Origin of the sequence: Acuticoccus kalidii (assembly GCF_021556395.1) — a bacterium.
Classification (GTDB): Bacteria; Pseudomonadota; Alphaproteobacteria; order Rhizobiales; family Amorphaceae; genus Acuticoccus; species Acuticoccus kalidii.
The window spans coordinates 562,534-588,337 of the sequence record NZ_JAKGCS010000024.1 but is presented as its reverse complement, the minus strand read 5'-3'; the positions used below and the strand labels follow the sequence as shown (position 1 = coordinate 588,337).

General features: G+C 67.3%; 22 protein-coding genes. 16 read left to right on the top strand and 6 right to left on the bottom strand.

Going from position 1 to position 25,804, the window contains the following annotated elements:
- Nucleotides 1-42 precede the first annotated feature (42 nt).
- Together L1787_RS16205 and L1787_RS16200 are read right to left on the bottom strand one after the other, a co-directional pair.
- The gene (locus L1787_RS16205) at nt 43-444 is read right to left on the bottom strand and encodes a RidA family protein (protein ID WP_235709869.1); all 402 of its coding nucleotides are present in this window, start codon (nt 442-444) and stop codon (nt 43-45) included.
- Between the two features lie 50 nt (nt 445-494).
- Complete coding sequence (locus L1787_RS16200; protein ID WP_235709868.1) at nt 495-878, bottom strand: nuclear transport factor 2 family protein; 384 nt, start codon at nt 876-878, stop codon at nt 495-497.
- A 144-nt stretch (nt 879-1,022) separates the two neighbouring features.
- Between L1787_RS16200 and L1787_RS16195 the strand changes: the two genes are divergently transcribed.
- Complete coding sequence (locus L1787_RS16195; RefSeq protein WP_235709867.1) at nt 1,023-1,970, top strand: LysR family transcriptional regulator; 948 nt, start codon at nt 1,023-1,025, stop codon at nt 1,968-1,970.
- A 193-nt stretch (nt 1,971-2,163) separates the two neighbouring features.
- Here L1787_RS16195 and L1787_RS16190 read toward each other — a convergent pair whose 3' ends face one another.
- Together L1787_RS16190 and L1787_RS16185 are read right to left on the bottom strand one after the other, a co-directional pair.
- The gene (locus L1787_RS16190; RefSeq protein ID WP_235709866.1) at nt 2,164-2,694 is read right to left on the bottom strand and encodes a nuclear transport factor 2 family protein; all 531 of its coding nucleotides are present in this window, start codon (nt 2,692-2,694) and stop codon (nt 2,164-2,166) included.
- Complete coding sequence (locus L1787_RS16185; RefSeq protein ID WP_235709865.1) at nt 2,691-3,035, bottom strand: Atu4866 domain-containing protein; 345 nt, start codon at nt 3,033-3,035, stop codon at nt 2,691-2,693. The genes L1787_RS16190 and L1787_RS16185 overlap by 4 nt, the downstream gene beginning before the upstream one ends.
- 122 nt (nt 3,036-3,157) lie before the next feature.
- On the opposite strand from L1787_RS16185, the gene L1787_RS16180 reads away from it, so the two are divergent.
- From L1787_RS16180 to L1787_RS16130, 11 genes are all read left to right on the top strand, one after another.
- Nucleotides 3,158-4,057, top strand: a complete 900-nt coding sequence (locus L1787_RS16180) for an AraC family transcriptional regulator (RefSeq protein WP_235709864.1) — start codon at nt 3,158-3,160, stop codon at nt 4,055-4,057.
- Nucleotides 4,058-4,134: 77 nt separating this feature from the next.
- A complete protein-coding gene (locus L1787_RS16175) occupies nt 4,135-5,043 on the top strand; it encodes a LysR family transcriptional regulator (protein WP_235709863.1) in 909 nt (302 codons plus the stop codon).
- Nucleotides 5,033-5,461: a PaaI family thioesterase gene (locus tag L1787_RS16170; RefSeq protein ID WP_235709862.1), complete on the top strand. Its 429-nt coding sequence runs from the start codon at nt 5,033-5,035 to the stop codon at nt 5,459-5,461. Before L1787_RS16175 ends, L1787_RS16170 begins: the two co-directional genes overlap by 11 nt.
- A gap of 203 nt (nt 5,462-5,664) precedes the next feature.
- On the top strand, nt 5,665-6,606 hold the full coding sequence (locus tag L1787_RS16165; RefSeq protein WP_235710069.1) for an ABC transporter substrate-binding protein: 942 nt from the start codon (nt 5,665-5,667) through the stop codon (nt 6,604-6,606).
- 32 nt (nt 6,607-6,638) lie between these two features.
- Nucleotides 6,639-7,463, top strand: a complete 825-nt coding sequence (locus tag L1787_RS16160) for an ABC transporter ATP-binding protein (protein ID WP_235709861.1) — start codon at nt 6,639-6,641, stop codon at nt 7,461-7,463.
- 199 nt (nt 7,464-7,662) lie between these two features.
- Complete coding sequence (locus L1787_RS16155) at nt 7,663-8,454, top strand: ABC transporter permease (RefSeq protein WP_235709860.1); 792 nt, start codon at nt 7,663-7,665, stop codon at nt 8,452-8,454.
- An 88-nt stretch (nt 8,455-8,542) separates the two neighbouring features.
- Nucleotides 8,543-9,571 (top strand): zinc-binding dehydrogenase, encoded by a 1,029-nt coding sequence (locus tag L1787_RS16150; protein WP_235709859.1) that lies wholly within the window; start codon nt 8,543-8,545, stop codon nt 9,569-9,571.
- A gap of 1 nt (nt 9,572) precedes the next feature.
- Nucleotides 9,573-11,204, top strand: a complete 1,632-nt coding sequence (locus L1787_RS16145) for a class I adenylate-forming enzyme family protein (protein ID WP_235709858.1) — start codon at nt 9,573-9,575, stop codon at nt 11,202-11,204.
- Nucleotides 11,201-12,343: a M20 family metallopeptidase gene (locus tag L1787_RS16140; RefSeq protein ID WP_235709857.1), complete on the top strand. Its 1,143-nt coding sequence runs from the start codon at nt 11,201-11,203 to the stop codon at nt 12,341-12,343. Before L1787_RS16145 ends, L1787_RS16140 begins: the two co-directional genes overlap by 4 nt.
- Before the next feature lie 277 nt (nt 12,344-12,620).
- Nucleotides 12,621-14,276, top strand: coding sequence for a hypothetical protein (locus L1787_RS16135; RefSeq protein ID WP_235709856.1), 1,656 nt, complete (start codon nt 12,621-12,623; stop codon nt 14,274-14,276).
- A 213-nt stretch (nt 14,277-14,489) separates the two neighbouring features.
- Nucleotides 14,490-19,538: an autotransporter outer membrane beta-barrel domain-containing protein gene (locus L1787_RS16130; protein WP_235709855.1), complete on the top strand. Its 5,049-nt coding sequence runs from the start codon at nt 14,490-14,492 to the stop codon at nt 19,536-19,538.
- Nucleotides 19,539-19,671: 133 nt separating this feature from the next.
- Here the strand turns inward: L1787_RS16130 and L1787_RS16125 are convergent, their stop codons facing one another.
- Together L1787_RS16125 and L1787_RS16120 are read right to left on the bottom strand one after the other, a co-directional pair.
- The gene (locus L1787_RS16125; RefSeq protein ID WP_235709854.1) at nt 19,672-21,033 is read right to left on the bottom strand and encodes a calcium-binding protein; all 1,362 of its coding nucleotides are present in this window, start codon (nt 21,031-21,033) and stop codon (nt 19,672-19,674) included.
- Nucleotides 21,034-21,470: 437 nt separating this feature from the next.
- The gene (locus tag L1787_RS16120) at nt 21,471-22,139 is read right to left on the bottom strand and encodes a GntR family transcriptional regulator (RefSeq protein ID WP_235709853.1); all 669 of its coding nucleotides are present in this window, start codon (nt 22,137-22,139) and stop codon (nt 21,471-21,473) included.
- 127 nt (nt 22,140-22,266) lie between these two features.
- On the opposite strand from L1787_RS16120, the gene L1787_RS16115 reads away from it, so the two are divergent.
- From L1787_RS16115 to L1787_RS16100, 4 genes are all read left to right on the top strand, one after another.
- Nucleotides 22,267-23,061, top strand: coding sequence for an ABC transporter permease (locus L1787_RS16115; protein WP_235709852.1), 795 nt, complete (start codon nt 22,267-22,269; stop codon nt 23,059-23,061).
- A 43-nt stretch (nt 23,062-23,104) separates the two neighbouring features.
- Complete coding sequence (locus tag L1787_RS16110; protein WP_235709851.1) at nt 23,105-24,106, top strand: ABC transporter substrate-binding protein; 1,002 nt, start codon at nt 23,105-23,107, stop codon at nt 24,104-24,106.
- Between the two features lie 88 nt (nt 24,107-24,194).
- Entirely contained in the window at nt 24,195-24,974 is a 780-nt protein-coding gene (locus tag L1787_RS16105; protein ID WP_235709850.1) for an ABC transporter ATP-binding protein, read from the top strand.
- Entirely contained in the window at nt 24,971-25,804 is an 834-nt protein-coding gene (locus tag L1787_RS16100; protein ID WP_235709849.1) for an alpha/beta hydrolase, read from the top strand. Before L1787_RS16105 ends, L1787_RS16100 begins: the two co-directional genes overlap by 4 nt.

The window sequence follows — 25,804 nt, the reverse complement described above, 5'->3', positions numbered from 1 at the left end:
GTCGGCGCACGCCGGCCCGATCCCCGCCGCCGGCCCGGCCCCTCAGGCGAGAACGGCGGTAACGCGGATCTCGATCCGCATGTCCGGCAGGGCGAGCGCCTCGACGCCGGTCTCCGTCCAGATCGGGGCGTGATCGGGCATATACTGGCGAAACAGCCGGGTCATGATCGCATTGACCTCCGGCGGGAAACCGCCGACATGGTAGGAATTGACGTGCACCACGTCGCGCCAGCTCGCCCCGGCGGTGGCGAGGGTTCGCTCGACATTGTGGAACGCCAGCGCAATCTCGTCGTCGAGCGAGGGCGGGATGGCGAGATCGTCGTTCACGCCGCCCTGGCCCGATGTCTCGATCCGATCGCCGATTTTCACGGCCTGTGAATAGTGGTGTGAGGCGCGAAGGCGTTCGCCATAACCGGGCGTCACGAAGAATTGCGGTTTCGGCATCTCATATCCGATCTCGTTGGAGAGGAGAGGGGGAGGGTGGCAGCGGCCGCTCAGAACATGCCGTTGGCGTTGGCGGACGAGGCCGGCAAAATCTGCAAAACATCCCAATGCTCGACGATCTTGCCGTTATGATCGAGGCGGAAAATGTCCATCGCCGCATAGTCGGCGCCGCCCGGCCAATGCTGGTGGCAGTGGAGAACCACCAGATCGCCTTCGGCTACGGCGCGCTTGATCGCCACGCGCTTGCCGGGCCACTCGCGCGCCATCCGCTCGAAATAGGCGATGAAGCCGTCCTTGCCGGTCGCGACGTGCGGATTGTGCTGGATATAGTCGTCACCGGCAAAGAGGGCGATCGCCTCGCGCGGTCGGCAATCGTTGAACATCATCTCGTAGAACGCGATCACGTTCGCCTTGTTCTCGGCGAGGTCGGTCATGATGTCGGCCCTTTGTCCGGGGCGCGGCACGACGGCCGGCCGGTCGATCGTCTCTCGGAACGCTGCGTTTGCCGGCATATAGGTGAGGCGACAGAAGAGCGCTTCTGAGCTATGGGTTCTGTAGCCCATAACCAAGAGTTTGATATGGACCTCGCCCTCGCCCTTCGCGCTTTCGTCCGAACCGTCGAGCGTGGCTCGATCAGCGCGGCGGCGCGCGATCTGTCGGTGTCGCAACCTGCCGTCAGCAAGCATATCCGAAATCTCGAAGGGGAGGTCGGCGCGCGCCTCCTCGAACGTTCGGCCCGCCTCGTCCGGCCGACGCCCCTCGGCCAGACCCTTTATGAAGCGAGCCGGCAGGGGCTTGCCACCATCGACGCCGCATTGGAAGGCGTGCGCCGCGACATGGGTGCGGTGGAGGGGCTGTTGCGCGTCCACGCCCCGACCTGCATCGGCGCCAAGCAGTTGCATCCGCTCGTGCTCGATTTCCAGGAGCTGCATCCGGGCGTGACCGTCGACCTCGCGCTCGAAAATCGCACGGTCGATCTGGTCTATGAGAACTTCGATCTCGCGCTCCGTCTCGGGCGGCCGGAGACGCCGGGCCTCATCATCCGGCAGATCGGCGTCGTCCGGCGCATCCTCGTCGCGACGCCGGCGCTGCTGGCGCGGATCGGACCGATCGACTCGCTCGCCCAGCTGGCGGACGTTCCGGTCGTGAGCACGCTGTCGATGGCGCCGCTCGACACGCTGACCCTTTATCGCGGGGGGGAGGCGTCGGAGGCGCTCGTGCGGCCGATCCTGCGCAGCAACAACCCGGATGTCGTGGTGAGGACGCTGATCGAAGGGCGCGCGGTCGGGCCGATCCAGCGGCTTCTCGTTCCCGATGAGCTCGGCGACGGCCGCCTGGTGCGCATTCTGCCCGACTACGAGCTGCGCGCCTCCGACGCGTTCTTCGCCTACCCATCGGTGCGCTTCATGCGGCCGGTCGTCCGCGCCTTCACGGAGTTCGCCATCGCGCGGCTCCGCCGTGTGGACGGCATCGATACGGGTGAGGCGCAGGCTGAAGGGGACGCGGCGCTGAAGGCGGTGTCGTGAGGCGCTGTGCCGGAGGCCCGAGCGGCGGACGCTATCGCGCTGTCGGATAGACACGGGGGACGTCCGCGGCCGGCCCGGCAAGAGAGGGCGCGCGAACAGATGTCCGCGCGCCCGCAGTGTGTCGGTCGTGGCGGGGCCTGTCACGCGTGCCCGCCGCCCCGCCTATGAGCCGGGGCCAGACCCTCTGGCGGCGTCAGCCGCGCGGCGCGTTGTTGTCGACGACGGTGCGGTAGGCGGAAAGGTCGAGGAAAGCTTCCGCCCGCACGACCTCTCCATCCGCGAGCTCGAAGATCCAGACGAACTGGTTGCGATAGGGCGCGCCCGAGGTCGTCGTCGCGCTGCCGTCGAAGCGGACGATCACCGTGTCGCCATCGGCGTAGATCGCGTGCACCTCGGGGACCAGCGGTCCGGCGAGCCGGGAGATGAGCGGCACGGAGGCCCGCTCCACGAAATCGGCGCGGTTCGTGTATGTCCCGGCGACGGGATCCGACCCGTGGATCGTCCACTCGACATTCTCGGCGAGGAGTTCGCCGAAAACGCTCTCGCCGTTCGCCCAGGCGTCGAACGCGTCGCGGACGAGCTGCCGGTTGGCCTCGGTGGTCGCCTCGGCCGCCGGGGGCTGCGCCGCGACCGGGGACGCGGCGATGAAGGGCGCGAGGATGGCGCAGAGCAGTGCGTGACGGAGGCCGCGGCGGGGGCGGAGGGGCAGGGGTGCATGCGTCATTGCGAAGCCTCCTCGCGGTACATCACCATGCCGCCATGGTGGAGGACACCATCGATGAAGGTGCCGTCGGCGGTGAAGCCGGTGTCGTCCCAATATTGGATGGTGTTGCCGTCGACCTCATAGCGTCCCTGATAGGCGCTTTCGCGCGTGCCGCGGGCTTCGTCATAGCGGCCGTTCGCCAACAGCTCCTGGCGAACGCGGCCGTCCTCGGTCACCCACATTCCGACATAGGGATGATCTGCGGGATGATCTGACATCGTGGTCTCCGTCGATTGGGCCGGCGCAGCGGCAAAAGCAAAGGCGAAGGCGGTGAGCGCGGTCGTGAACATTGTCCGTGTCATCAAGGGCCTCAGTTCCATGTCTCTCCTCTCGTGCCGCATCGCGTGCGGTCGAATGGGGAGGTGGGGCGCGCAGCCTGGGGGCGATAGAACGGAGATCTTGCAGGCTTGCACGATCGTCCAGAGTGACTATCTCGGTTCGGATGACACTGACCGACGAGCTCGCCGGGCTGATCGCCCGCCACCAACCGACGGACGGCGCCAGCGAAACGATGCTGCCCGGCGTCGGCGTCATTCGCGCGTCCGAGCGGACCGAGCTCGTCGACACGACCTATCCGCCCTCGTGCTGCCTGATCGGTGAAGGCCGCAAGCATGTGCGCATGGCCGGCCGCGACCTCGTCTATGACCGGGGTCATTATCTCGTTGTGGGGGTGGAGCTTCCGGCCCTCGGCGCGGTCATCGAGGCGAGCCCTGAGCGCCCTTATCTGTGCCTCAAGGTGGAGTTCGATCGCGGGCTGATCAGCGATCTCGTCGCCGATCAGGCCGACATGCCGCCGCCGCGCCATGCGACGGGTGTTGCGGAGACGGATCCGGGGATCCTCGAAGCCGCCGTGCGGCTCCTGCGCCTGCTCGACGATCCGCGCGAGGCCGAGGCGCTCGCGCCGCTGGTGCTGCGCGAGTTCCATTGGCGGCTGCTCAACGGTCCGCAAGGCGCGCTGATCCACGCGATCGCCGCGCCCGGTAGCCGGGTCGGGCGCATCGCCCGCGCGGTGGACCACCTCACGGTCAATTTCCGGGACGAGATCGACGTTGCAACGCTCGCCCGCCTCACCGGCATGAGCCGCTCCTCGTTCTTCGCCCACTTCCGCACCGTCACCGACATGACGCCGCTGCAATATCGGACGCGGCTGCGCCTTCAGGAGGCGCGGCGGCTGATGCTCGCCGAGGGCGTTCTGGCGCGCGAGGCGGGCTTTGCGGTGGGCTTCAACTCGCCCTCGCAGTTCAGCCGCGAATATACGCGGGTGTTCGGCCGTCCGCCGAAGGCCGATATCGCCCGCCTCACCCCCGCGCGCGCGACGGGGTGAGGTGGTTGCCCACTTTCGGAACGCGTTTGCCTTAATTAGTGGCTTGATCTTCGTCTGGGCAGACGTAACGATCGGCCATGAACCTGCGTCACTTCAACCTCAACCTTCTGGTCGTGTTCGAAGCGATGATGTCGCAGCGGAGCACGACGCGCGCCGGTCAGATCCTCGGCCTCAGCCAGTCGGCGATCAGCAATTCCCTCGCCCAATTGCGGCTCGCGTTCGATGACCAGCTCTTCGTGCGCCATAAGAACGAGATGGTTCCGACCCAGCGCGCTTACGAGATCGCGGGGTCGGTGTCGCAGGCCCTCGCCCAGATCCGCGCCCTCACCGGCGAAGTGCAGACCTTCGACCCCGCCACCTCCGAGCGCACCTTCCGTATCGGCATGAACGATTATAGCGCCTTCGTTCTCCTCGGCGGCATCGTCGAGCACGTGCGGGCGCAGTCGAGCACCATCAAGATCTGCGTCCACAATATCGGCAACGACACGATCCATCAGGCGATCGACAGCGACGATGCCGACCTTTGCATCGCCTTCGACGAGCGCGACGACCCGCAGCACGAGACACAGGTCCTCTTCGAGGACGAATGGGTCTGTGCGAGCCAGGGCGCGGGGCGGGGACCGCTCTCCCTCGCCGACTATCTGGAGGCGAACCATGTCGTCATCGGCACCGGGCTCGGCAACCACGTCGACCGGCTGTTGAAGACGATGAATCTCGAGCGTGTGAACCGGGTGAGCCTGCCCTTTTGCCTTGCGGCGCCGGTTCTCGTCGAAGGGTCGGATCTGATGCTCACCTTGCCGCGCCGCCTCGCGCACGAGTTCTCGCGCGGGCGCAAGATCGACATCCGCCGACTTCCGTTCCGCACGCACGGCTTTCCCGTCTCGATGGTCTGGCATTCGCGGCGGAATGATGATGCGGGCCTCACGTGGCTGCGCAACCTGATCGCCTCAACGACCCTTGAAGAATCCTTGCTGAATGTTGCCTGACGCCTCGGACGATCTCGACGCCCTCAACGCGTTCCTTCACCGCTCCCCCCTTCATCGCTGGCTCGATTGCCGCATCCTCGCCTGCGACCGGAGCGCGGGCACGGTCACGGTGCACCTTCCCGACCGGGAAGAGCTCCACCGCGGGGAGGACGGGGCGGTCGCGCATGGCGGCGTCGTCGCCGCGCTGGTCGATATTGCCGCACATGCCGCGCTTCACGCCGGCCTCGGCCGCGGAATCCCGACGATCGACATGCGCGTCGACTATCTGCGGCCGGCGGTCCTGCCGCTGACGGCGACGGCGACGGTCGTGCGCAGCGGCGCCAATCTCGGCAGCGCCGACGTCGTGGTGGCGGGCGAGGACGGTCGCGTCGCCGCGCAGGGGCGGGCGGTCTTCTTCACGCGGCCTCCGGCCGGCTGACGCCCTCGATCCGGCGGGCGCGATGCCCCGCCGCGGGCATCCGCTCTCGTGATAGCGCTGTATTGAGAATTCGAATTTGCCATTTGAATAACCAAGAGGTCACGATCGGCTTGTCTTCGATGCAATAGGAAGAGGTCCGGTCTATGGGGTCGTTGGTTCGTTCGCCAGGATTTTCGGTATTCTCTAGTGTTGGTGCGGCCTTGGTGTTGATCGCCGGGGCATCATCACATGCATTCGCGCAGGATGGGGCGCTCGAACCTGCGACATTGCGCCTAAACTACGTCGCGAATGCCGAACATGCGCCGTATTATGTCGGCCTCGAGAAAGGCTTCTACGCCGACGCGGGGATCGATATCACCATCACGCCCGGGATCGGCTCCAACGACACGGTGAAGCTCGTCGGGTCGGGCAACGACATGTTCGGCGTCGCGGTCGCCGATGCCGTCGCGATCGGGCGCAGCCGCGGGGTTCCGGTGGTCGCGACGGCCGTGCTCCTGCAGCAGAGCCCCAATGTCATGATTTCGCTGAAGGACAGCGGGATCGAGACGCCGGAAGACCTCTATGGCAAGACGGTCGGCGTCTCCTCGCGCAGCACCGTGTTCGCCTTCTGGGGCGCGCTCGTCGACGCGGCGGGCCTCGACGCCTCGCAGATCGAGCTGACCGATCTCGGCACGACGTCGTCCTCGCCGGTCCTCATCGCCGGCACGATCGACGCCACGATCACCCTCGCCACCAACGAGGTGATCGCGCTCCAAGAGGACGGTTTCGACCTCAACGTCATCGATCTCGGCGACTATGGCGTGAATTCCTACGGCCAGGTCCTCTTCGCGAACGAAGCGGTCGTCGCGGACAATCCCGACCTTGCCAAGCGTTTCACCGAGGCGACGTTGAGGTCGTGGGAATACACGATCGAGAATGTCGACGAGGCGATCGAAATCCTCAAAAAGCACGTTCCCGAGACCGAAATTCAGAAAGAAACGGCGAAGTGGACGGAGATCATCCCGCGCACGCGCGCCGCATCGGGTGATGTGCCGTTCGGTGCGCAGAGCGTGGAGGGCTGGCAAAGCACTTACGAGACGTTCGCCTCCGCGGGCCTGATCGACACGGCCTACGATCCGGCCGACCTCATCGCCAACCTCGACTGAACATGATACGGCCCCGCCTCGTGAGCACGGCAATGACCGACGCCCGACCGGGTGCGGACGGGGCGGCGCAGACCGCCGCCCACCCCGCGATCCGGTTCCAGAATATCGGCCTCGTCTACGGTCGCGGCACGGCGAACGAGGTGGAAGCCTTGAAGGACGTCTCCTTCGATGTGCGACCTCAGGAGTTCGTGTCGATCCTCGGGCCCTCGGGGTGCGGCAAGTCCACCCTTCTGCGCCTCGTCGCGGGCTTTCTCAACCCGACCTCCGGGTCGGTCAGCGTCGGCGGGGTCGACCCGGAGAATGCGCGGACGAACGGGCTTCTCGGCGTCGTCTTCCAGTCGCCGGTGCTCCTCCAATGGCGCAACGTGATCGAGAATGTGGGCTTCCTGCTCGAATTGCAGGGCGTTCCGCGGCGCAAGCGGCAGGAGACGGCGCGTCATTATATCGACCTCGTCGGCCTCGGCGGATTCGAGCGGCACATGCCGCACCAGCTCTCCGGCGGGATGCAGCAGCGCGTGTCGATCGCCCGGGCCCTCGCGTTCGGCCCCTCGGTCCTTCTGATGGACGAGCCGTTCGGCGCGCTCGACGCGCTGACGCGGGACCGGATGGCCTTCGACCTTCTCGACATCTGGAAGCGGGACAAGAAAACCGTCCTCTTCGTCACCCATTCTGTGCAGGAGGCGGTGTTCCTGTCCGACGTCGTCATCGTGATGACGGCGCGGCCGGGAAAGGTGGGGCTGATCCGCCCCATCGATCTCGGCCGGCCGCGGACGAAGGATCACCGGCTTCAGATGGAGTTCGTGGAGCATTGCCGCGTCCTCCTCGACGAGCTCGAGGCCGATGTCGGCTACCACTAGAGCCTCGGGCGCCGCCTCGCCGGGCCGGATGACCGACGATGCGCGCATCTAGTTCCGTTCCCTTGCTCGACGTCATGCCACGCCCCGCGAAACGCCACGCCGTTCGGATCCGATTTCCGTCGGTGCGGGCGGATGGTACCGGGCCAACCAGCGGGCCGGACGGATGCGGGCCGTGCTCCAATCGGAAGGACGTATAGTCATGCCGGTGTTTTCGATCCGGTCGATCGGGCGCAAAGCGCTCTATTACGCACCGCCGGTGCTCAGCTTCGTCGCCTTCATCATCGCGTGGCAGCTCTATGTCGACCTGTTCGGCGTCAGCGCCTTCATCCTGCCGAGCCCGGAGCGCATCGTGCGGGCCGGGATCAATCTCGGACCGGCTTTGTGGGGGCACACCTGGACGACGACCTACGAGATCCTGCTCGGCTTCCTCGTCGGCAATGCGGTCGCGGTGGGGCTCGCTTATCTCATCGTGCGCTGGTCGGTCGCCGAGCGGATCGTCTACCCCTTCCTCATCGTCTCGCAGACGGTGCCGAAGCTCGCCGTCGCGCCGCTCCTCGTCATCTGGTTCGGCACGGGCATCCTGCCGAAGGTGATCGTCACGGCGCTGGTGTGCTTCTTTCCGACGGCGGTGAACGTCGTGCAGGGCCTCCGGTCGGCCGATCCGAACGCCATCGATCTCGTCCGCCTCGTGACGCCGTCGACGAGCGTGATTTTCCGCAAGGTGCAGTTCCCGTCGAGCATTCCCTACTTCTTCGCCGGGTTGAAGATCTCGATGGCGGCGGCGGTGATCGGCGCGATCGTCGCCGAATGGGTCGGCGCGAACTCCGGGCTCGGCTACCTCATCCTCTATGGGGGGACGAGCATGCGGACCGACCTCATGTTCGTCGGCGTCGGCGTCACCGTGATCCTCGGGATGGTGCTCTATGGCGCCGTCGGCCTCGCCGAATACCTCATCTCCTGGCGCCGCACCGACGTGCGGACCAACACCTGACCCCTTTTCCATCCTCGCCGGGCCGCACGGTCCGGCGGCCCGAACGATATGAGAGGCGGCCCTGTCCGGCCGCGTGGGAGAAACGTCGATGAAAGCCGTCGTAATCGAAAAGCAGGGAGGCATCGAAGGTCTCGCTTATCGGGAGTGGCCCGATCCCGAGCCCCGTCCCGGCGATGTCGTGATCAAGGTGCACGCCGTCGGCATGAACCATCTCGACGTGTTCGTGCGCCGCGGAATGCCGGGCTTTCCGGTGCAGACACCGTTCATCTCGGGCGGTGACATCGCGGGCGAGATCGTCGCGTGCGGGAGCGAGGTGACGGGGTGGTCGGTGGGCGACCGCGTCGCCGTCAACCCGATGACGCCGGACGGGATGATGGGGGAGGAGACGCAAGGCGGCATGGCGGAGATGGCGCGGGTTCCTGCGACCCACATCCTGCCGCTGCCGGACGGAATGGACTATGTCACCGCCGCGGCCGTGCCGATCAACTTCGCGACCGCCTTCCGAATGCTCGACACGATCGGCCACATGCAGGCGGGCGAAATGGTCCTCATCGTCGGGGCGAGCGGCGGTGTCGGCACGGCCGGGATCCAGCTCGCCAAGCGGGCCGGGGCCTCGGTGATCGCCGTCACCCGTGGCGCGGCGAAGCTCGCGCCGCTGCAAGAGCTGGGCGCCGATCTCGTCGTCGACAGCGCGGCTGAGGATTTCAGCGCCGCCGCCTGGCGCTTTTCCGGCAAGACCGGCGTCGATCTCGTGATGAACTATACCGGGGGCGACACCTGGGTGCCGTCGCTGCGGGCGATGAAACGGCGCGCCCGCCTCGTGACCTGCGGGGCGACGGGTGGTTTCGACCCGAAAACAGACATCCGCTATATCTGGACGCGCGAGCTCCAGATCCTCGGCTCCAACGGCTACACCCAGGACGATATCGCCAAGTCGCTCGCCCTCGTCGCCGATGGCGGCGTGCGGCCGCTGATCAGCCACGTCCTTCCGGCGACCGACGCGGCGGAGGGGCACCGTCTGCTCGAGGGGCGGGAGGTCGTCGGCAAGGTCGTCCTCACCTTCGGGGAGACGATGAACGCCACCGCGCCGGCCACCGCGCCCGCCAAGGCACACTGACATGGCGGCCGCATCGAGCCCCATCGACCGGCCGACTTTGGCGCGGATCCCCGACCTTCACCCGGCCTGCAATCTCGGCGCCTTCGTCGCGGCGCGGCCGGTTCCGGGCGACCGGGTCGCCATCATCGACATCTCGGGCGCGGGCGAGATCGTCCTCACCTATGACGATCTCGAAGCGGCGATCCGTAAGGCGGTCGGCCTCTTCGAGGGTCTCGGCGTGACGCGCGGCACGCGCCTTGCGATGGCGCTGCCGAACTCGCACACCTTCCTCGTGATCTTCCTCGCTTTGATGCGGCTCGGCGCGATCCCGGCCTTCCTCAATCCGCGCCTTCCGCTCGATGTGCTGCGCTTCGTCCTCAAGGATTGCGGCGCCACAGGTCTCCTCGCCGATCTGGCCGAAACGCCGGCGCTCGACGCTCTCGCGGGCGAGATGGAGGCGGGAACGCTCATCGATCTCTCCGGCTCGGGGAAAGGCCGTTGGCGGGCATGGCGCGCGCTCTTCGAGGCGGCCGCGCCGTCCGATCATGTGGCGACGATGCGCTTCGAGGATCAGGCGTTCCAGCCGTATACGGCCGGCTCCACAGGGGTGCCGAAGGGCATCGTCCTCACCCATGGCGGGATGCTCTGGGGGATCGAGCATAGCGAGGAATATTGGCCGCGCCGCGCGGAGGAGCGCGGCATCGTCGCCGCCCCGATGTTCCACAAGAATGCGATGCGCGGGACGATCAAGCCGATGCTTCGAGGCGGCGCGTCCGTCGTCATCATGCGCGCCTTCAAGCCGCGCCTTTATCTCGAGGCGCTCGCGCGCCATCGCGTCACGATCTGCGGCGGCGTCCCGGCGATGTTCGCCGACATCTTGCGCGAGACGGATCTAGTCGAGACCCTCGATTTCTCCGCCCTCGAAACCCTTTCGATGGGCTCCTCCGCCGTCCCGGAGGAGTTGAGCGAGCGCCTTGCCGCCGCCTTTCCGGGTGTCGCGATCAAGGAGAGCTATGGCCTCACCGAAGGGGGTGGGCCGACGCGCGCGCATGGGGACGGACGGCCGACGCCGAAGGGCAGCGTCGGCGTCATCGCCCCGGAATATGAGGGCAAGCTGGTGGACGAGGCCGGCGGCGAAAGCGCGACCTTCGGCGAATTGTGGATCCGCAGCCCCTATGTGCTCACCGCCTATGCCGGCCGGCCGGACCTCACCGCCGAACGGCTCCAGGACGGATGGCTGAAGACCGGCGACATCTTCCGCAAGGATGGTGACGGCTTTCTCTATTTCGTCGGCCGCAGCGACGACATGTTTTCCTGCGGGGGCGAAAATCTCTATCCGAAGGATGTCGAAAATCTCATCCTGAAGCTGTCTTCGGTGAACGATGTCATCGTCGTTCCCCTGCCGCACACCACGAAGTCGTTCGCGCCGGCGGCGCTCGTCGCGCCGCGGCCCGGCATATCCCTCGCGCCGGTCGAGGTGCAGGAGTTCTGCGCCACGAACGGTCCGACCTTCGCCATTCCCCGCGCCGTCCTCGTCGTCGACGGGTTGCCGCGCACGGACGCCGGCAAGCCCGACCGGCGCGCCGCGCTCGACATCTTGTCGAAAACTTTCGGAACGCTGTCCCCGCGCACCGAACGCAGGAGCCGTCCATGAGCCATCTGCCCATCACAGAAGACCGCCTCGTCACCTGGATGCAGCGTTTCGTGCGCCATCCGAGCGAGCAGACGGACATGATGGAGGCCGATCCGGCCGTGCTCTCCTTCGTGACCGAGGCCGTGCGCCCGCTCCTCGAAGAGGCGGGCATTGCGACCCGCATCGACAGCTTCGGCAACCTCATCGCGGAAGCAGGACCGGCGGGGACCGAGATGCCGCTTCTCCTCCTCGGTTACGCCATGACGCATCCGGCGAACCGGATGCGTGACCCGTTCGCGGGCGAGCATGACGGCGGCGCGGTGCGTGGGCGCGGGGTGAGCGAGCAGAAATCGGCGCTCGCCGCGACGCTCGCCGCCTTCATCAGCGCCGCAACGGGCGGGCGGCTCAAGCGCCGCGTCGGTTTCGCGCTCCTCACCGCCGGCGAGACCGGCCGGCACGACGCCGTCGCGGTGGCGCTCGACGCGCTCGGCGCGACGCCGCGCTTCGGGATCCTCGCGATCGGAACGGGTGGCAAGATCGCGCTCGGCAATCGCGGCCGGCTCGATGTCGACGTGACGATCCACGGCAAATCGAGCCACAGCAGCACGCCATGGGCGGGCGTCGACGTGACGAAGGGCGTGCGCATCCTTTTGGAGCGCGCCGAGGCGATCGGCGCGGACCTTCCCTCGCACGATGCGCTCGGCCCCGCGACGCTGACGTGCACCGCGATCCGCACCGCGCCCAACGCCACCCACACCGTCCAGTCCGAGGCGCGGATGATGTTCGATCGCCGCCTGATGCCGGGAGAGGAGCCGGAGACGGTCCTTGCTGGCCTGCGAGAGGCGTTCACGCTCGATGCGCCGCTCGCGATCGAGGTGGAGCGCGGGCCCTTCATGTACGGCTCGATCGTCGACGAAGCCGGCCCGCTGGTGTCGTCGATCCAGTCCGCGCTGGCGCAGGCGGGGCTCGCCGAACGCGACACCTTCTATTCGCCGGGCTCGCTCGATGCCGGCTATCTCATCGTCAATGGGATCGAGGCGGTGAAATGGGGCCCCGGCGATCCGGCGCAGTTCCACACCGACGAGGAGCGCGTCGCGGTCGCCGACGTCGTGGATGCGGCGCACGGCTATGAGGCGACGATCCTTCGGCTCGCGGGCTGACGGCGGTGAGGCGTGCTCCCCGCCGTCCGGGCGACGGGCATCCGCACTGATGACGGTGCATAGGTTGACATTGAGGCAAGGTTTGAAAGCAATCGATCGATCGTTAGGCGTCCATCACATCAATTTTATCTGGGTTAACGATCGTATTCGTGGGCGCTGAACGCCTGACTGTCACCATAAACCAACAATGCACGCCGAACGACGCCAAGGCGGGTTAATTAACTTGTGCCGGCCTTGGTGGGCAGCAATAACGCGCCTGTACATTGTGCAGGTAGCCATGAAAATTTCCACGCGTGCCATTCCGTTTCAACAGACGCTCATGGTGTCGACGGTTCTGTCGTCCTGCGCGTTATTCTTTCCGCAAATGGCCCTGGCACAGAACAGTTATGGCTGCGAGCCCAGCGGCGATACTTGCATTTTTGATAATGGCACCACCACGGACAAGCCGTTTCTGTACACGTCCAACGGATCGGCCGGCAGCGGGGACACGCCGGGTGGTAACGGGGGCGGCGGGACCTTCGTCTACAACAGCGACATCGACGTCTCGTTGCCCGGTGACGGCAACCCGAGCAACTATCTCTACGGCACATGGGTCAACACCGTCGGCGGCAACGGATCATCGAATGGTCCGTCGGCGGGCGGACAGGGTGGCGACCTGACGATCACCCCGCCGAGCAGTGCGACCTACACGATCAACGAATATGCCAGCACCGCCTATGAGATGGAGGCCGCGCGCTTCATCTCGACCGGCGGCAACGGGAACGACGACAACTCGAACAATAAGAGCAACGGCGGCGCCGGTGGGGCCGGCGGCAACGTTACTTATAATGGCGAGGCGAGCAGCAACACGATCCTGACCAGCATTTCCGGGGTGACGGGCCCCGGCACGATCGCCGCGTTGCGGGTCTCCAGCATCGGCGGGACGGGCGGCCGCGGCAATGAAGGCGCGAACTTCATGCCGCTCGGCGGGAATGGTGGCGCGGGCGGGACGGTCCAGGTCGACGTCGGCAATATCGTGACCGGAAGCGCCGACAATCCTTTGACGGCCCAGAGTGTCTACGGTGTCTGGGGGCAGTCCGCAGGCGGGCGCGGCCCCAACGCATACAACTCCTCCAACGGTGAGACGCAAGGCGGCGGCGGCAGCAGCACCGGGGGCGCGGGCGGCTCCGTGACCCTTACGGCAAACTATTCGGTGACCGCCTTCGGGCAGGCGACCGACGGGGCGTTCCGCGGCGTCTACGCCGAAAGCACCGGCGGGGACGGCGGCTATTCCTATGATGTCGGCGTCGACAGCAACTTCGCACCCGGTGGGGCCGGGGGCGTCGGTGGCGCCGTCGACGTGAACGTCTTCGGTTCGGCTCGCGCCACACAGTCCGGCACGATCGCATCGACCGATCAGAGCGGCACGATCGTGGCGATCTCGACCGGCGGCACCGGCGGCGTGGGCCAGCATGGCGAGCCTGGCGGGAACGGCGGGGCGGGCGGCTCCGTCACCGTCAGTATGCCCGCGAGCACGTTCTCGAGCGACGGGATCGCGGTGCTCGCCGCCGGCACGGCCGTCGACGGGATCCTCGCGGTCAGCCAAGGGGGCACCGGCGGGGCCGGATTGTCGAACGCAAACGATTCCCGTGGCGGCAACGGTGGCAATGCGGGTGACGTTTCGGTCACGCTCGACATTACGGCCGACCAGTCGATCAAGGCGGAGGCCTCCTCGGCCGGCAACGATTCCGGGCGCGGCGTGGTCGCCCAGTCGATCGGCCAGTTCGGCGGCGATGGTGGTGCCGGCAACGTCGTCTTCGGAAGCCCAGGATCGGCCGGTGGGGGCGGCAATGGCGGCACGGTCGACGTGACGCTGACGAGCGGCGTGATCACGACCGACGGCACGAACCGGATCGGCAGCAAGCTCGACTTCGCGCACGGCATCCTCGCCTAGTCCGTCGGCGGCGGCGGTGGCGATGGCGGGGACTTCAACGGTCTCTTCGGCGGCGCGAGCGGCGCGGGCGGTAAGGGCGGCATCGGCAGCGATGTCAGCGTTACGGTCGCCTCCGGCGGGTCGATCAACACGAAGGGCATCCAGGCCAACGGGATCCTCGCCCAATCGATCGGTGGTGGCGGCGGCTCCGGTGGCGTCGCGAACGCGGTCGGTGTGGCGCTCGGCGGCAGCGGGGGCTCGGGCGGCGAGAGCGGCACGGTCGAGGTCACCAATGACGGCACGATCGTCACCAACGGCTATGGCGCGGCCGGCATCCTCGCCCAATCGATCGTCGGCGCGGGCGGTGCGGCCGGCGTCTCCACCGCGATCCTGTCGATCGGCGGGACCGGCGGATCGGATTCGGGAACGGCGCCCGGCAAGGTTACGGTCGGCAACACCAACAGCGTGACGACGAACGCGGACGCGGCGATCGGCGTCCATGCGCAGTCCGTCGGCGGTGGCGGCGGCAGCGCCTCCGGCAAGCCGCGCAAGAGCGACGGCAACAGCTACGGCGTCTTCACCCTCGGCACAAATGGCGGCGGCGGCGGCGACGGCGGCACGGTCGACATCACCGACGTCGGCAAGATCAAGACGCGCGGCGGCTACGCTTACGGCCTTTTCGCCCAGTCCGTCGGCGGCGGCGGGGGCAATGGCGGCGACGCCTTTTCCGGCGGCGTCCTCAACATTCCGACCGCGGCGATCGGCGGGCAGTCCGGCGGCGGCGGGGTCGGCGGTGACGTCACCGTCGCCAACACGCAGGCCTTCGACGTGGCGACCGCTGGCCGGGGCGCGACAGGCGTCTTCGCCCAGTCGGTCGGCGGCGGCGGCGGCTCGGGCGGCGATGCCACCACGGTGACGGCCATCGACTACGTGCAGATGAGCATCGGCGGCTCCGGGAGCGCCGGCGGGAACGGCGGCACGGCGAACGTCACCCTCGACAACGGCACGATCACCACCGGCGGCAGTCAGGCGGCGGGCGTGAAGGTCCAGTCGATCGGCGGCGGCGGCGGCTCTGGCGGCAACGCCAGCAGCCGGTCCTTCGGCCTTATCTCCGTCGGCTTCGCGCTCGGCGGGATGGCCAAAGGCGGCGGTGCGGGCAACACTGCCTCCGCCGACCTCACGCAGACGTCGATCGAGACCGGAACGACCGTCGACGGCGCACACGATGCGATCGGCATGCTGGTCCAGTCGATCGGTGGCGGCGGCGGAACGGGCGGCTCGTCGTCGGCGAGCGCGATCACCACGGGCATACCGATCGACCCCGAGGATCCCGATTTCACGCTGACCCTCAATGCGCAGTTCGCGCTCGGCGGATCGGGTGGCGACGGCGGCAGCGGCGGCACGGCCTCCGCCACCCTGGCCGACGCCTCCTCGATCACCACCAACGGGGCAAGCTCGCACGGCATCCTCGTGCAATCGATCGGTGGCGGCGGCGGCTCGGGCGGCGATGCCTCCACCGCGACGACGACCTTCCCCGATTCCACCGAGCAATATGGATTGACGATCAACGCCTCGATCGGCGGGGCGGGCGGCGATGGCGGCTCGGGCGGGGCGGCCTCGGCGACGGTCGGCTCGAGCGCCGGCAATTCCACGCCGACGACGATCACGACCAACGGCCAGTTCGCCAATGCCGTCATGGTTCAGTCGATCGGCGGGGGCGGCGGCAACTCGGGCGTGCCGAACAGCACGACGAAACAGATCGCCGGCAACGGCAATTTCAACGTCACGCTCAATGTCGGCTCGCTGAATGTCGAGGCGAGCGAACTCGGCGCGGACGGCGGCAGCGCCGACGTCACCCTTTATGAGGACGCCGTGATCAGCACCGCTGGCGACGGCGCGCGCGGGGTGATCGCGCAGTCGGTCGGCGGCGGCGGTGGGACCGTCCAAGGCGGCAATCTCACTTTGAGCGGCGAGGTTCAATCGTCGGGTGGGGAGGAAGTCGCGGAGGACGACAGCCAAGCGACATGCCACGGCTCGGCGATCTCCGAATCCGAGAGCTATTGCGGCACCGTGAGCGTCAGTCTCGGCGGATCGGGCGGCCAAGGCGGCGCCGGCAAGGACGTCACCGTCACGATGGACGGGGCGACGATCACCACCGCGGGCATCGATGCCGACGGCATCCTCGCCCAATCGATCGGCGGCGGCGGCGGCCTCGCCGGTTCCGTCGGCACCACGAGCGACACGGCGAGCGATGATGACGATAGCGTCGCCGCCATCACCAACGACGATGATGACGACGATGATGACGATGGCGTCGACGTCACGCTGACGGCGTCCGTCGGCGGGTCCGGGGGAACGGGCGGCCAGGCGGGCAGCGTCACGGTCGACTATCAGGGCAGCATCACCACGACCGCCGACTGGGCGGACGGTATCGTCGCGCAGTCGATCGGCGGCGGTGGTGGTATCGGCGGTACCGCCTACTCCTCCTCGTCGGGCGACACCGGCCAGGTCGATCTCAGCATCGGCGGTTCGGGTGGCTCCGGCGGCAGCGGCGGGCTCGTGACGGCGACGTTCGACGACAACGCGCCCGGCGCGACCGTCACGACCAACGGCTACATGGCCCATGCGGTCGTGCTTCAGTCGATCGGCGGGGGCGGCGGTCAAGGCGGGGACGGCTCCGACTCGGCGAGCGGCAGCCTCAGCCTCGGCGGCAGCGATGGCGGCAATGGCGGGAGCTCCGGCGACGGCGACACCGTCACCGTCAAGGGCTTCATCAACGCCTACACCTATGGCGATGACGCCTACGGCATGGTGCTCCAGTCGATCGGCGGAGGCGGCGGCATCGGCGGAACAGGCACGTCCGACACGTCCGCAGGCGGTGACGACGACTATTCCATCGACGTCGCGGTCGGCGGCGCCGGCGGCGGAGGCGGCGTCGGCGGCATCATCGACGCGAGCTTCGGTGCCAATGTCAAAACCTTTGGCGCGCGGGCGCACGGCATCATCGCCCAATCGATCGGCGGTGGCGGCGGTATCGGCGGGGTGGGCTCGGCCGACAATATCCTCAGCGTCAATCTCGGGGGATCGGGCGGCGGCGGCGGCAGCGCGAACACCGTGACGCTCGACATCACCTCCGGCAGCGTGAGGACCTATTATGACGGCGCGCACGGCATCATCGCCCAGTCCATCGGCGGCGGCGGCGGCGTGGCCGGTGATGTGGGGAGCGGTCCTCTCGGCCGCATCAACCGCTCCAGCGGAGCGAGCGGCGACGGCGCGGCGGTGTCCGTGACGTTGGACATTCCGGTGAGCACGGTGGGGACATATGCCCACGGGATCATCGCCCAGTCGATCGGGGGCGGCGGTGGTGTCGGCGGCGATTCCTCCGGCACATTCGCCGGCGCCAACACCGGCGGCGGCGGGAGTAGCACGGCGGCCGCTGTGACGGTCACCGCCAATGGCGGTGTGTCGACCACGGGAACCGGCTCCGTCGGCATCTTCGCGCAGAGCCAGGCACCGAGCACGGCCGGCATCGTGACGGTCAACGCCAATGCCGACATTACCGGCGGCAGCGGCAGCGACGGTTATGCGATCTTCGTCGCCGACGGGCACGACAATGCCGTCAACATCGCGGAGGGATCGACCATCGTCGCCGGTTCGGGCGGTGCGGCGATCGGCTATATCAGCGACGAGACGACCGCCGAGGGCGGGGTGCTCACCGTGAACAATGCCGGGACACTGTCCGGCAACGTCACCGGCTCGAACGCCGACGGCAACACCGCCATCACCGTCAACAACACCTCGGACCAGACGTTGCGGGACGCGAACCTCTACGAGGCGCACGTCAACAATGCCGGCCGCATGTTGATCGGCAGCGGCGTTTACGAGACCGAAAGGCTCACCATCACGGGCGACTTCAGCCAGACGCGCACCGGCACGACGGCGACCGTCGCCGATTTCCGGCGCGGCCGCGCCTCGCGCCTTCACGTGGCGGGCGATGCCTCACTCGACGGGTCGATCGCGGTCGACGCCACGATGATCGCCCGCAATGTCGCGACGGTGATCACCGCGGACGGCGCGATCACCGGGACGATCGAGGCGGTCGACACGCCCGCCGTCGACTTCGAGGCGCGCACGCGCGGCGACGGGGTGGAGCTTCGGGTCGCCGAGACGCGCTTCAGCGAGGCGTTCGCGCTTCTGTCGCGCAATCAGAGGCGAGTGGGCGGGCACCTCGACGCGCTGTTCGCGGCGGACGGCACCCGGTATGCCCGGATCCTCGCCGACTATAACCGCCTGTCCGCGATGGGCGATGGCGGGTCGGCCTATGCGCAGGCTCTGTCTTCGCTGTCGCCGGGCGGCTCGCAAGCCGCCGCGGCGGCGCAGACCGTCCTCTCCCTCGGGCGCCTCGACCAGGCGATGCGGTGCCCCGCCTTCGAGGGAGACGACGCAATGGTGACGGAGGACGCCTGCACGTGGGCCGAAATGGGCGGTGCGGTGATCGATCAGGGCGGCGCGCCGGGCTATGACGGCACGCTCTGGGGCTTTGCGGCGGGTGGACAGGCCGAGTTCAGCGAGAACTGGTTCCTCGGCTTTGCCGCGGGTTACGAGAACTCCCGCTATGACAGCTCCGACGGCTTCTCGAAGTCGGATGGCGACACGGTCTATGCCGCGCTCGCCGTCAAGCGGGAGATCGGCGCGTTCCAGGTCTCCGGCGCGGTTTCCGGCAGCTATGGCTGGTACGACATCAACCGCTCGGTGGTGACGCCCGGCTTCGCCGGCAAGGCGCACGGCGAGAGCGACCTCTACACCCTCGGGGCGCGTGGGCGGATTGCCTACACCGCCGCGAACGATGTCGCCTATGTCCGCCCGTTCCTCGATGTCGACGCGCTCTATGCCCACTCGGGGGCCTACACGGAGACGGGCGCCGGGGCCTATAATCTCGATGTCGAGAGCCAGGACCAGTTCGCCGTCGTCGCGACCCCGGCTGTCGAGATCGGCGCCCGGTTCAAGCCGTCCGCGGGTTGGGACGCCCGGTTTTTCGCCTCCGCGGGCCTCAGCCTGTCGACCGAGGACGAATGGAAGACCGAGGCGAAGCTCGACAGCGCGCCGGCCAGCGCCGGGACGTTCAAGACGACGCTTCCCGTTGCGGACGTTCTCGCCCGCATCGGTGCGGGCGTGCAGATCTCCAACACGAACGGTTTCGACGTGCGGGCCGACTATGACGGCGCGTTCGGAGACGATTACTCCAACCACTCCGGCAGCCTGCGCTTCGTGAAGCGCTTCTGAGGGGCCAAACAGAAAGGCCGCCAGCGATGTGGCGGCCTTTCGGGACGGATACGGGCCGGCCGGGGTGACCCTGGCCGGCCTTTTTTGGTGGCGAACGGGTTGAAAAGCCCGCTCGCCCCGTCGCGCGAGGGTCTTAGACGAAGACGTCCTCGACCGGGAACGAGAAGTCGGCCTCGTCGAGGCTCGAGACGAGCGTGTTCTTCAGAACGATGCTGTCACCATTGCCGAAGTCCAGCACGGTGTTGAGGCCGCGCTGTTCGGCCACCTCGAGGATGTCGGCGAGGCTGTCGAAACCGTCGACATTCACTTCGATCATATCGCGGCCGAAGACCAGGTCCGAAAAGGACGGGGTCGGGGAGGGGCCGAAGCGAGCGCCGCCCTGGAAGTCGTGGACGATGAACCTGCCGTCGCCATCGGAAAAGGCGAAAACGTCGTCACCGAACCCGCCCCAGGCGTGATCGCGGCCTTCGCCGCCGTCGATGCGGTCGTCACCGAGGCCGCCGAACAGGCGGTCGTTTCCGGTGCCGCCGTCGAGCGTGTCGTCGCCGAACAAACCGAACAAGCGGTCGTCGCCGCCGGCGCCGGCGAGGACTTCGTCATCGAACGTGCCGATCATGAAGTCGTTTTCGCTGGAGCCGCCGGAGGTCGTGGTCCCGTCCGGGGCGATCTGGGTATTGAACGCGACCTCGCCCGGATTGTCCGACTCGACCAAGATGCGCGCGGTGTTCTCGCTGCCGCTCGCTTCGGCGTCGAACGTGTTGTTGACGACGTCCGTGTTGTCTTCACGCGCGCGCAGGGCGTAGGCGTAGCGATTGGTGAACCCGGTGAAGGTGTTGCCGGAGATCACCGAATTCTCCGCGTCGATGGTCACGAGCGTGTTGCCTTGCGGATCGCCGTTGGCATTGATGCCGCCAGCGGTGCCGGACACCTCGTTGTTCGTGAACGTGACGTTCGACGTATTCTGACCTTCGGCGCCGAGCACGACGAGCTGACGCGGCGCGTTGTTGCCTACGTTGAACTGACCGCTGAAGCCGTCCCCCTCCGGGATGGTGCCCTCGAAGGTCTGGCCGGTGAAGGCGTTGTTGTCGATCACGAGGTTGGTGACCGTCGCGCTATATTCCGACGTCATCGCTGAATCGCCGCGCGCCTCGAGCACGTTGCCACGGATCGTCACGTTGTCGTGGTCGCCCTGGAGATAGATGGCGCCCATCTCGATCGCGCCATTGCCGTTGTTCCCGAGGATCGTGAAGCCCTGACCGATGTCGCCGATCGTCACGTCGTTGACGTTGGGATCGATCTCGATCGCGCCGAGCGCCCCGTTCTGGCCGTTGATCGTCGTGACGTCGGCACCGCCGGTGGACAGCAGCGTCAACGACTTAGTGATGACGACGTCTTCGTTATAGACGCCCGGTGCGACCAGGATCGTGTCGCCAGCCACCGCGTTGTTGATGGCCGTCTGAATGGATTGACCTGATTCTACGTTGATAATTGCCACGGCAGTCCCTCCCTTAAACGTAAAAACAATACGACCCTTCGAAATCCGAGGAGAAATCCTATCGCGCTATAGGAATAAACTAAAAATTCTCGGCCTTCTCGCCCTTCATCGAAGGGGCTTCGACCTTGCAATAGTTTGGACAACAACACAATCTGGCGATTGGTCGAGTCGGGCCGGGTTGATGCAGGGCTGCAACTATCGCCTTGCTTCAGTGCCGCTTCAATGCCGCAAAGCTGACACAGAATGCCGGCCGAAGACCGCGGCCGCTCCGGCGAAACCTCGCGTGCACCTCAAATCGACGTCGACCAGCACGGCTCGGCCGAGACGATGGCCGGCGGCGCCTCGACGGCGTTCGCGCGGGGCGCCGGTGGGTGGAGTGTCGCCGAACCGCGCTCGGGCATTCTCCCCGGCGGGCGGACCGGCGCGAGGGAGGAGCCTCAGCCCGCCTCGTCCATCGCGAGCGAAGCCCGCGTCGCGGTCATCGCATTGAGGATGTGCTCCTCGGCGAGTGCGCGGGCGCGCACGGGATCGCGCTTCAGCACCGCTTCGGCGATCGCGGCGAGCTCGGCGACCATATGGGCCGTGCGGCCCGGCGCCGAGAGGGAGGTGCCCCGCAGGAGGCGGATGCGCCCGTGCATCTTCGACAGGATCTCGGCGAGGAAGCGGTTGCCAGCACCGCGCGCCAACAGAGCATAGAACTCGTTCTTGGCGTCGATCAGCGGGCCGCCGTCGCCGGCCTCTAGCGCGGCGTGAAGCTCGCCGACGATCGCGCCGAGCCGCGCCCGGTCCTCCTCGCTCGCGCGGAGGGCGAACTCGGCCGCCGCGAGCCCTTCGAGCTCCTTGCGGACGGCGTAGATCTCGAGCGCGTCGGCGAAGCTGAGGCGCGTCACGCACATTCCGCCGACCGGGAGGGATACGGCGAGCCCGTCCGATTCGAGCCGGCGCAGCGCCTCCCGGACCAGCGGGCGGCTGACGCCCAAGGATTCGCAGAGCTCGCGCTCAATGAGCCGCGCGCCGGGCGGCAGATCGCCGGTCTCGATGGCGGTCCTCAGATGGCGCTCCACCTGCTCGCGCACAGGCGCCGCAACGCGCTGGATCTTGTTCATGGCGTTCTCTCCCGTGCCCAAAGAATAATCGGATTCGTTTTTGTTGTCATCTTGTCAGACAGTCAGGTTGACATCCCGATAGACGAAGGTACCGTTGTCACGTTGCTGAAACATGTTCGGACGTTCGATGAGCACCCAGCCCACCACCTCCCAGCCGACCCTTCCGGCGCGTCCGCGGCGCGGTCTCGGGCGTGATTCGATGGTTCGGATCGCCACCGCGGTGATCATCATCGGGCTGTGGGAGTTCTTCGGCCGGCAGGCGAATCCGCTGCTCGTCGCGGTGCCGACCGACGTTCTCGTCGCGACATGGGATCTTGCGAAAACGGGCGAGCTGTTTGCCGCCACCGGCCAGAGCATGCTGGCGTTCGGGGTCGGCTTCGCGGTCGCGGCTGCGATCGGCATGCTGATCGGCGTTCTGATGGGCGTCAATCGGACGGTCGAGGTCGCGCTCGATCCCTATATCAACGCGCTCTATTCGATGCCGCTGATCGCGCTCGTCCCGATCTTGATGCTGTGGGTCGGCATCGGCTTCACGGCGAAGGTGATCATCATCGCGCTGTTCGCCGTCTTCCCGGTGATCATCAACACGCTCGCGGGCGTGCGCAATGTCGAGAAGAATTATCTCGATATCGGCAAGGCGTTCGGGGCAGGGGCGTGGATGAGCTTCTGCCGCATCGTCCTGCCCTCGGCGACGCCGTACATCGCCTCCGGGATGCGCCTTGCCGTCTCGCGCGGCATCATCGCGATGATCGTGGCCGAATTCCTGACGTCCATCGCCGGTCTCGGCGGTCTCATCATCAACTACACGAACCAGTTCGAGACGGCCAAGGCCTTCGTCCCGGTCTTCGTGCTCGCCATCATCGGGAACGTGCTGACCGCCATCGTGCGGGTCGTCGAGGACCGTCTCGGCGCCTGGCGCTGACCCATCGCCTTTCCGTTGCACCGCAAACCCAGAAAGACGTCCCATGAAGATCAAAGGCACGATGACGCGTTTGGCGATCGCCGCGACGATCGCCGCGGCCGGGCTCACCGCCCCGGTCGCCCAAGCCGCCGACAGGCTCTCCGTCGCGCTCCCGGCGAAGATGTTCGTCAGCCTCCCGGAGTTCGTCGCGCAGGATAAGGGCTTTTACGCCGACCAGGGTCTCGACGTGTCGTTCGATCATATCGCCGACTCCTCGATCCCCATCCGCAGCCTGATCTCCGGCTCGTCGGACGTGATCGAGGCGGGTATGGCCGAGACGCTGATCGCCGTCGGCAAGGGCGCCGAGGTCCGCACGATCGGCGGGATCGCGACGGGTCTGCATTATGCGCTCTGGGTCCGGCCGGACTCGGGCATTTCCTCCATCGAGGACTTTCCGGGCAAGAACATCGCCGTGTCGAGCCCCGGTTCTCTGCCTCATGTCGTGATCCTCGCGCTGCTGCGTCAGGCGGGCGTTCCGGAGGCGGAGATCGACACGATCAACTGGGTCGCCGTTTCCGGCTCCAGCGCGCGTCGCAACGCGATCCTCGCCGGCACGGTCGACGCCACGGTCGCCTCCTATTCGCCCCAGGCCGACCGCGCCGAAGGCATCGACCTCATGTCCGTCGTCGGCGAGGCGCTGCCGAATTATGTGATGCTGCCCTGGGACGTGTCGGTGAAGAGCATCGAGACGCGCCGCGACGTCCTCAAGCGCTTCATCACCGCCGAGCTGCTCGCCACCCGCTTCATCTTCGAGAACGAAGCGGAGGCCCTCGAGATCGCGAAGGCGCATTTCGATTTTTCCGATGAGGACCTTGCCGCCTTCTACGACTTCTACACCGGCGGCATCTGGAACCCGGACGGCCTCGTGAGCGACGAGGCCGCGACGTACATGCAGGAGCTCAACGTGGCCGCCGGCATGCAGCCGGAGGTCCTGCCGGTCGAGGCCGTCCTCGACCAGTCGATCCTGTTGGAGGTTCTCGACGAGATCGGTCGCTTCGAGAACTGAGCCGACCGACACCATCGCCGCGGGCGCGTTGCGCCCGTGGCTTTCCCGCGGGCACCGCCGGTGCCCGATCCCGCCGGAGCCGATTAGCATGAAGACCCTCTCCATTTCCGGCCTGTCCAAGACCTTCGTCGACCGTCAGGGACGGACGGTGGAAGCGCTGGCAGGCTTCGATCTCGACGTCGCTGCGGGTGAGTTCATCACGATCGTCGGGCCGTCGGGTTGCGGCAAGACCACGATGTTGCGGATCGTCCAGGGCCTCGAAGAGCGCACCGCGGGATCGGTGAAGATCGACGGGCGGGAGATCACCGGACCGGGGCCCGAGCGCGGCTTCGTCTTCCAGCAATACGGGCTCCTGCCGTGGCTGACCGCCGCGCGCAACATCGCCTTCGCGCTCGACGCGCGCCGCGTTCCGAAGGCGGAGCAGAAGGAGCGCATCCGCACCGCGCTCGAAACCGTCGGCCTCGCCGCCTTCGCCGATCACTATCCGCGCCAGATGTCGGGCGGGATGCAGCAGCGCATCGGGATCGCCCGCGCGCTCGCCGTCGACCCGGCCATCCTGCTGCTCGACGAGCCGTTCGGTGCGCTCGACGCCCTGACGCGCGAAATTCTCCAGAATGAAATGCTCGCGCTGTCCGAGCGGATGGCGAAGACGATCATGTTCGTCACCCACTCGATCGACGAGGCGATCATGCTCGCCGACCGCGTCGTCGTGATGTCGGCGCGGCCGGGGCGGATCGCGACCATCATCGATATCGACATTCCCCGTCCGCGCGCCGGGCGGGGCGAGGAGATCCGCGAAAGTCCCGCCTTCGCCCATCATCGCCGCCAGCTCTGGGAGCATCTGATGGCGCGCGAGGTGGCCGCGTGAGCCGCCGCGATCACGAGTGGCAGTATAATCCGCGCGTCACGACGCCGGATTCGGCCCAATATCGCGACCGCGCCGATGAGAGCAGCGCGGCAACGCGCGAGCGCCTCGCCTTCGTCGGCGACATTGCCTATGGCGCACGGCCCGACAGCACGCTCGACCTCTTTCAGGGAGCGGCCGGCGGCCCCGCCCATCTCTTCCTCCATGGCGGATACTGGCGCGGTCGCGACAAGCGCGATTTCAGCTTCCTCGCCGATCCGCTGGTGGCGAACGGCACGACCTTCATCGCCGCGAATTACCAGCTTTGCCCCGCCGCCACCGTCGCGGAGATCGTGGCGCAGACCGCCGACCTTCTCGCCGCGCTGCCGAAGCTCGCCGAAGCCCATGGCTTCGACCCGGCGCGCGTCGTCGCCTCCGGCCACAGCGCCGGGGCGCATCTCCTCGCCGCCGCGCTCAGCGCCCCGGAGCATCGCGCCCGGACGGCGGGCACGGTGAGGAGCCTCGTCCTCGTCAGCGGGCTCTACGATCTGACGCCGGTTCCGTCCGTCTCGGTCAATGCGGAGATCCGGCTCGATCCGGCCGATGTCGACGCGGTGAGCCCGATGCGGATGACGCCGCCCGAGGGCGTCGCGATGGAGATCGTCGTCGGCGGCGCGGAAAGCCCCGGCTGGATCGCCCAGTCCGCGCTCTATGCCGAGAAGTGCCAGGTCGCCGGGCTCGATGCCGATTTCTTCGTGGCGCCGGGCGAAAATCACTCTTCCATCATGGAAGCCTATGCCGACGCCTCGTCGGCCCTCTACGCGCGCGTTTCGGCCCTTCCGGGCTTTGCCTGA

Excerpts from the sequence above, each read along its gene's own strand:
- L1787_RS16205 (WP_235709869.1), bottom strand. The coding sequence starts at position 444 with ATGCCGAAACCGCAATTCTTCGTGACGCCCGGTTATGGCGAACGCCTT.
- L1787_RS16150 (WP_235709859.1), top strand. The coding sequence starts at position 8,543 with ATGAAAGCCGTCGTAATCGAAAAGCAGGGAGGCATCGAAGGTCTCGCT.
- L1787_RS16120 (WP_235709853.1), bottom strand. The coding sequence starts at position 22,139 with ATGAACAAGATCCAGCGCGTTGCGGCGCCTGTGCGCGAGCAGGTGGAG.
- L1787_RS16145 (WP_235709858.1), top strand. The coding sequence starts at position 9,573 with ATGGCGGCCGCATCGAGCCCCATCGACCGGCCGACTTTGGCGCGGATC.
- L1787_RS16175 (WP_235709863.1), top strand. The coding sequence starts at position 4,135 with ATGAACCTGCGTCACTTCAACCTCAACCTTCTGGTCGTGTTCGAAGCG.
- L1787_RS16110 (WP_235709851.1), top strand. The coding sequence starts at position 23,105 with ATGAAGATCAAAGGCACGATGACGCGTTTGGCGATCGCCGCGACGATC.
- L1787_RS16135 (WP_235709856.1), top strand. The coding sequence starts at position 12,621 with ATGAAAATTTCCACGCGTGCCATTCCGTTTCAACAGACGCTCATGGTG.
- L1787_RS16140 (WP_235709857.1), top strand. The coding sequence starts at position 11,201 with ATGAGCCATCTGCCCATCACAGAAGACCGCCTCGTCACCTGGATGCAG.
- L1787_RS16170 (WP_235709862.1), top strand. The coding sequence starts at position 5,033 with ATGTTGCCTGACGCCTCGGACGATCTCGACGCCCTCAACGCGTTCCTT.
- L1787_RS16115 (WP_235709852.1), top strand. The coding sequence starts at position 22,267 with ATGAGCACCCAGCCCACCACCTCCCAGCCGACCCTTCCGGCGCGTCCG.
- L1787_RS16155 (WP_235709860.1), top strand. The coding sequence starts at position 7,663 with ATGCCGGTGTTTTCGATCCGGTCGATCGGGCGCAAAGCGCTCTATTAC.
- L1787_RS16195 (WP_235709867.1), top strand. The coding sequence starts at position 1,023 with ATGGACCTCGCCCTCGCCCTTCGCGCTTTCGTCCGAACCGTCGAGCGT.
- L1787_RS16200 (WP_235709868.1), bottom strand. The coding sequence starts at position 878 with ATGACCGACCTCGCCGAGAACAAGGCGAACGTGATCGCGTTCTACGAG.
- L1787_RS16160 (WP_235709861.1), top strand. The coding sequence starts at position 6,639 with ATGACCGACGCCCGACCGGGTGCGGACGGGGCGGCGCAGACCGCCGCC.
- L1787_RS16190 (WP_235709866.1), bottom strand. The coding sequence starts at position 2,694 with ATGACGCATGCACCCCTGCCCCTCCGCCCCCGCCGCGGCCTCCGTCAC.
- L1787_RS16105 (WP_235709850.1), top strand. The coding sequence starts at position 24,195 with ATGAAGACCCTCTCCATTTCCGGCCTGTCCAAGACCTTCGTCGACCGT.
- L1787_RS16185 (WP_235709865.1), bottom strand. The coding sequence starts at position 3,035 with ATGACACGGACAATGTTCACGACCGCGCTCACCGCCTTCGCCTTTGCT.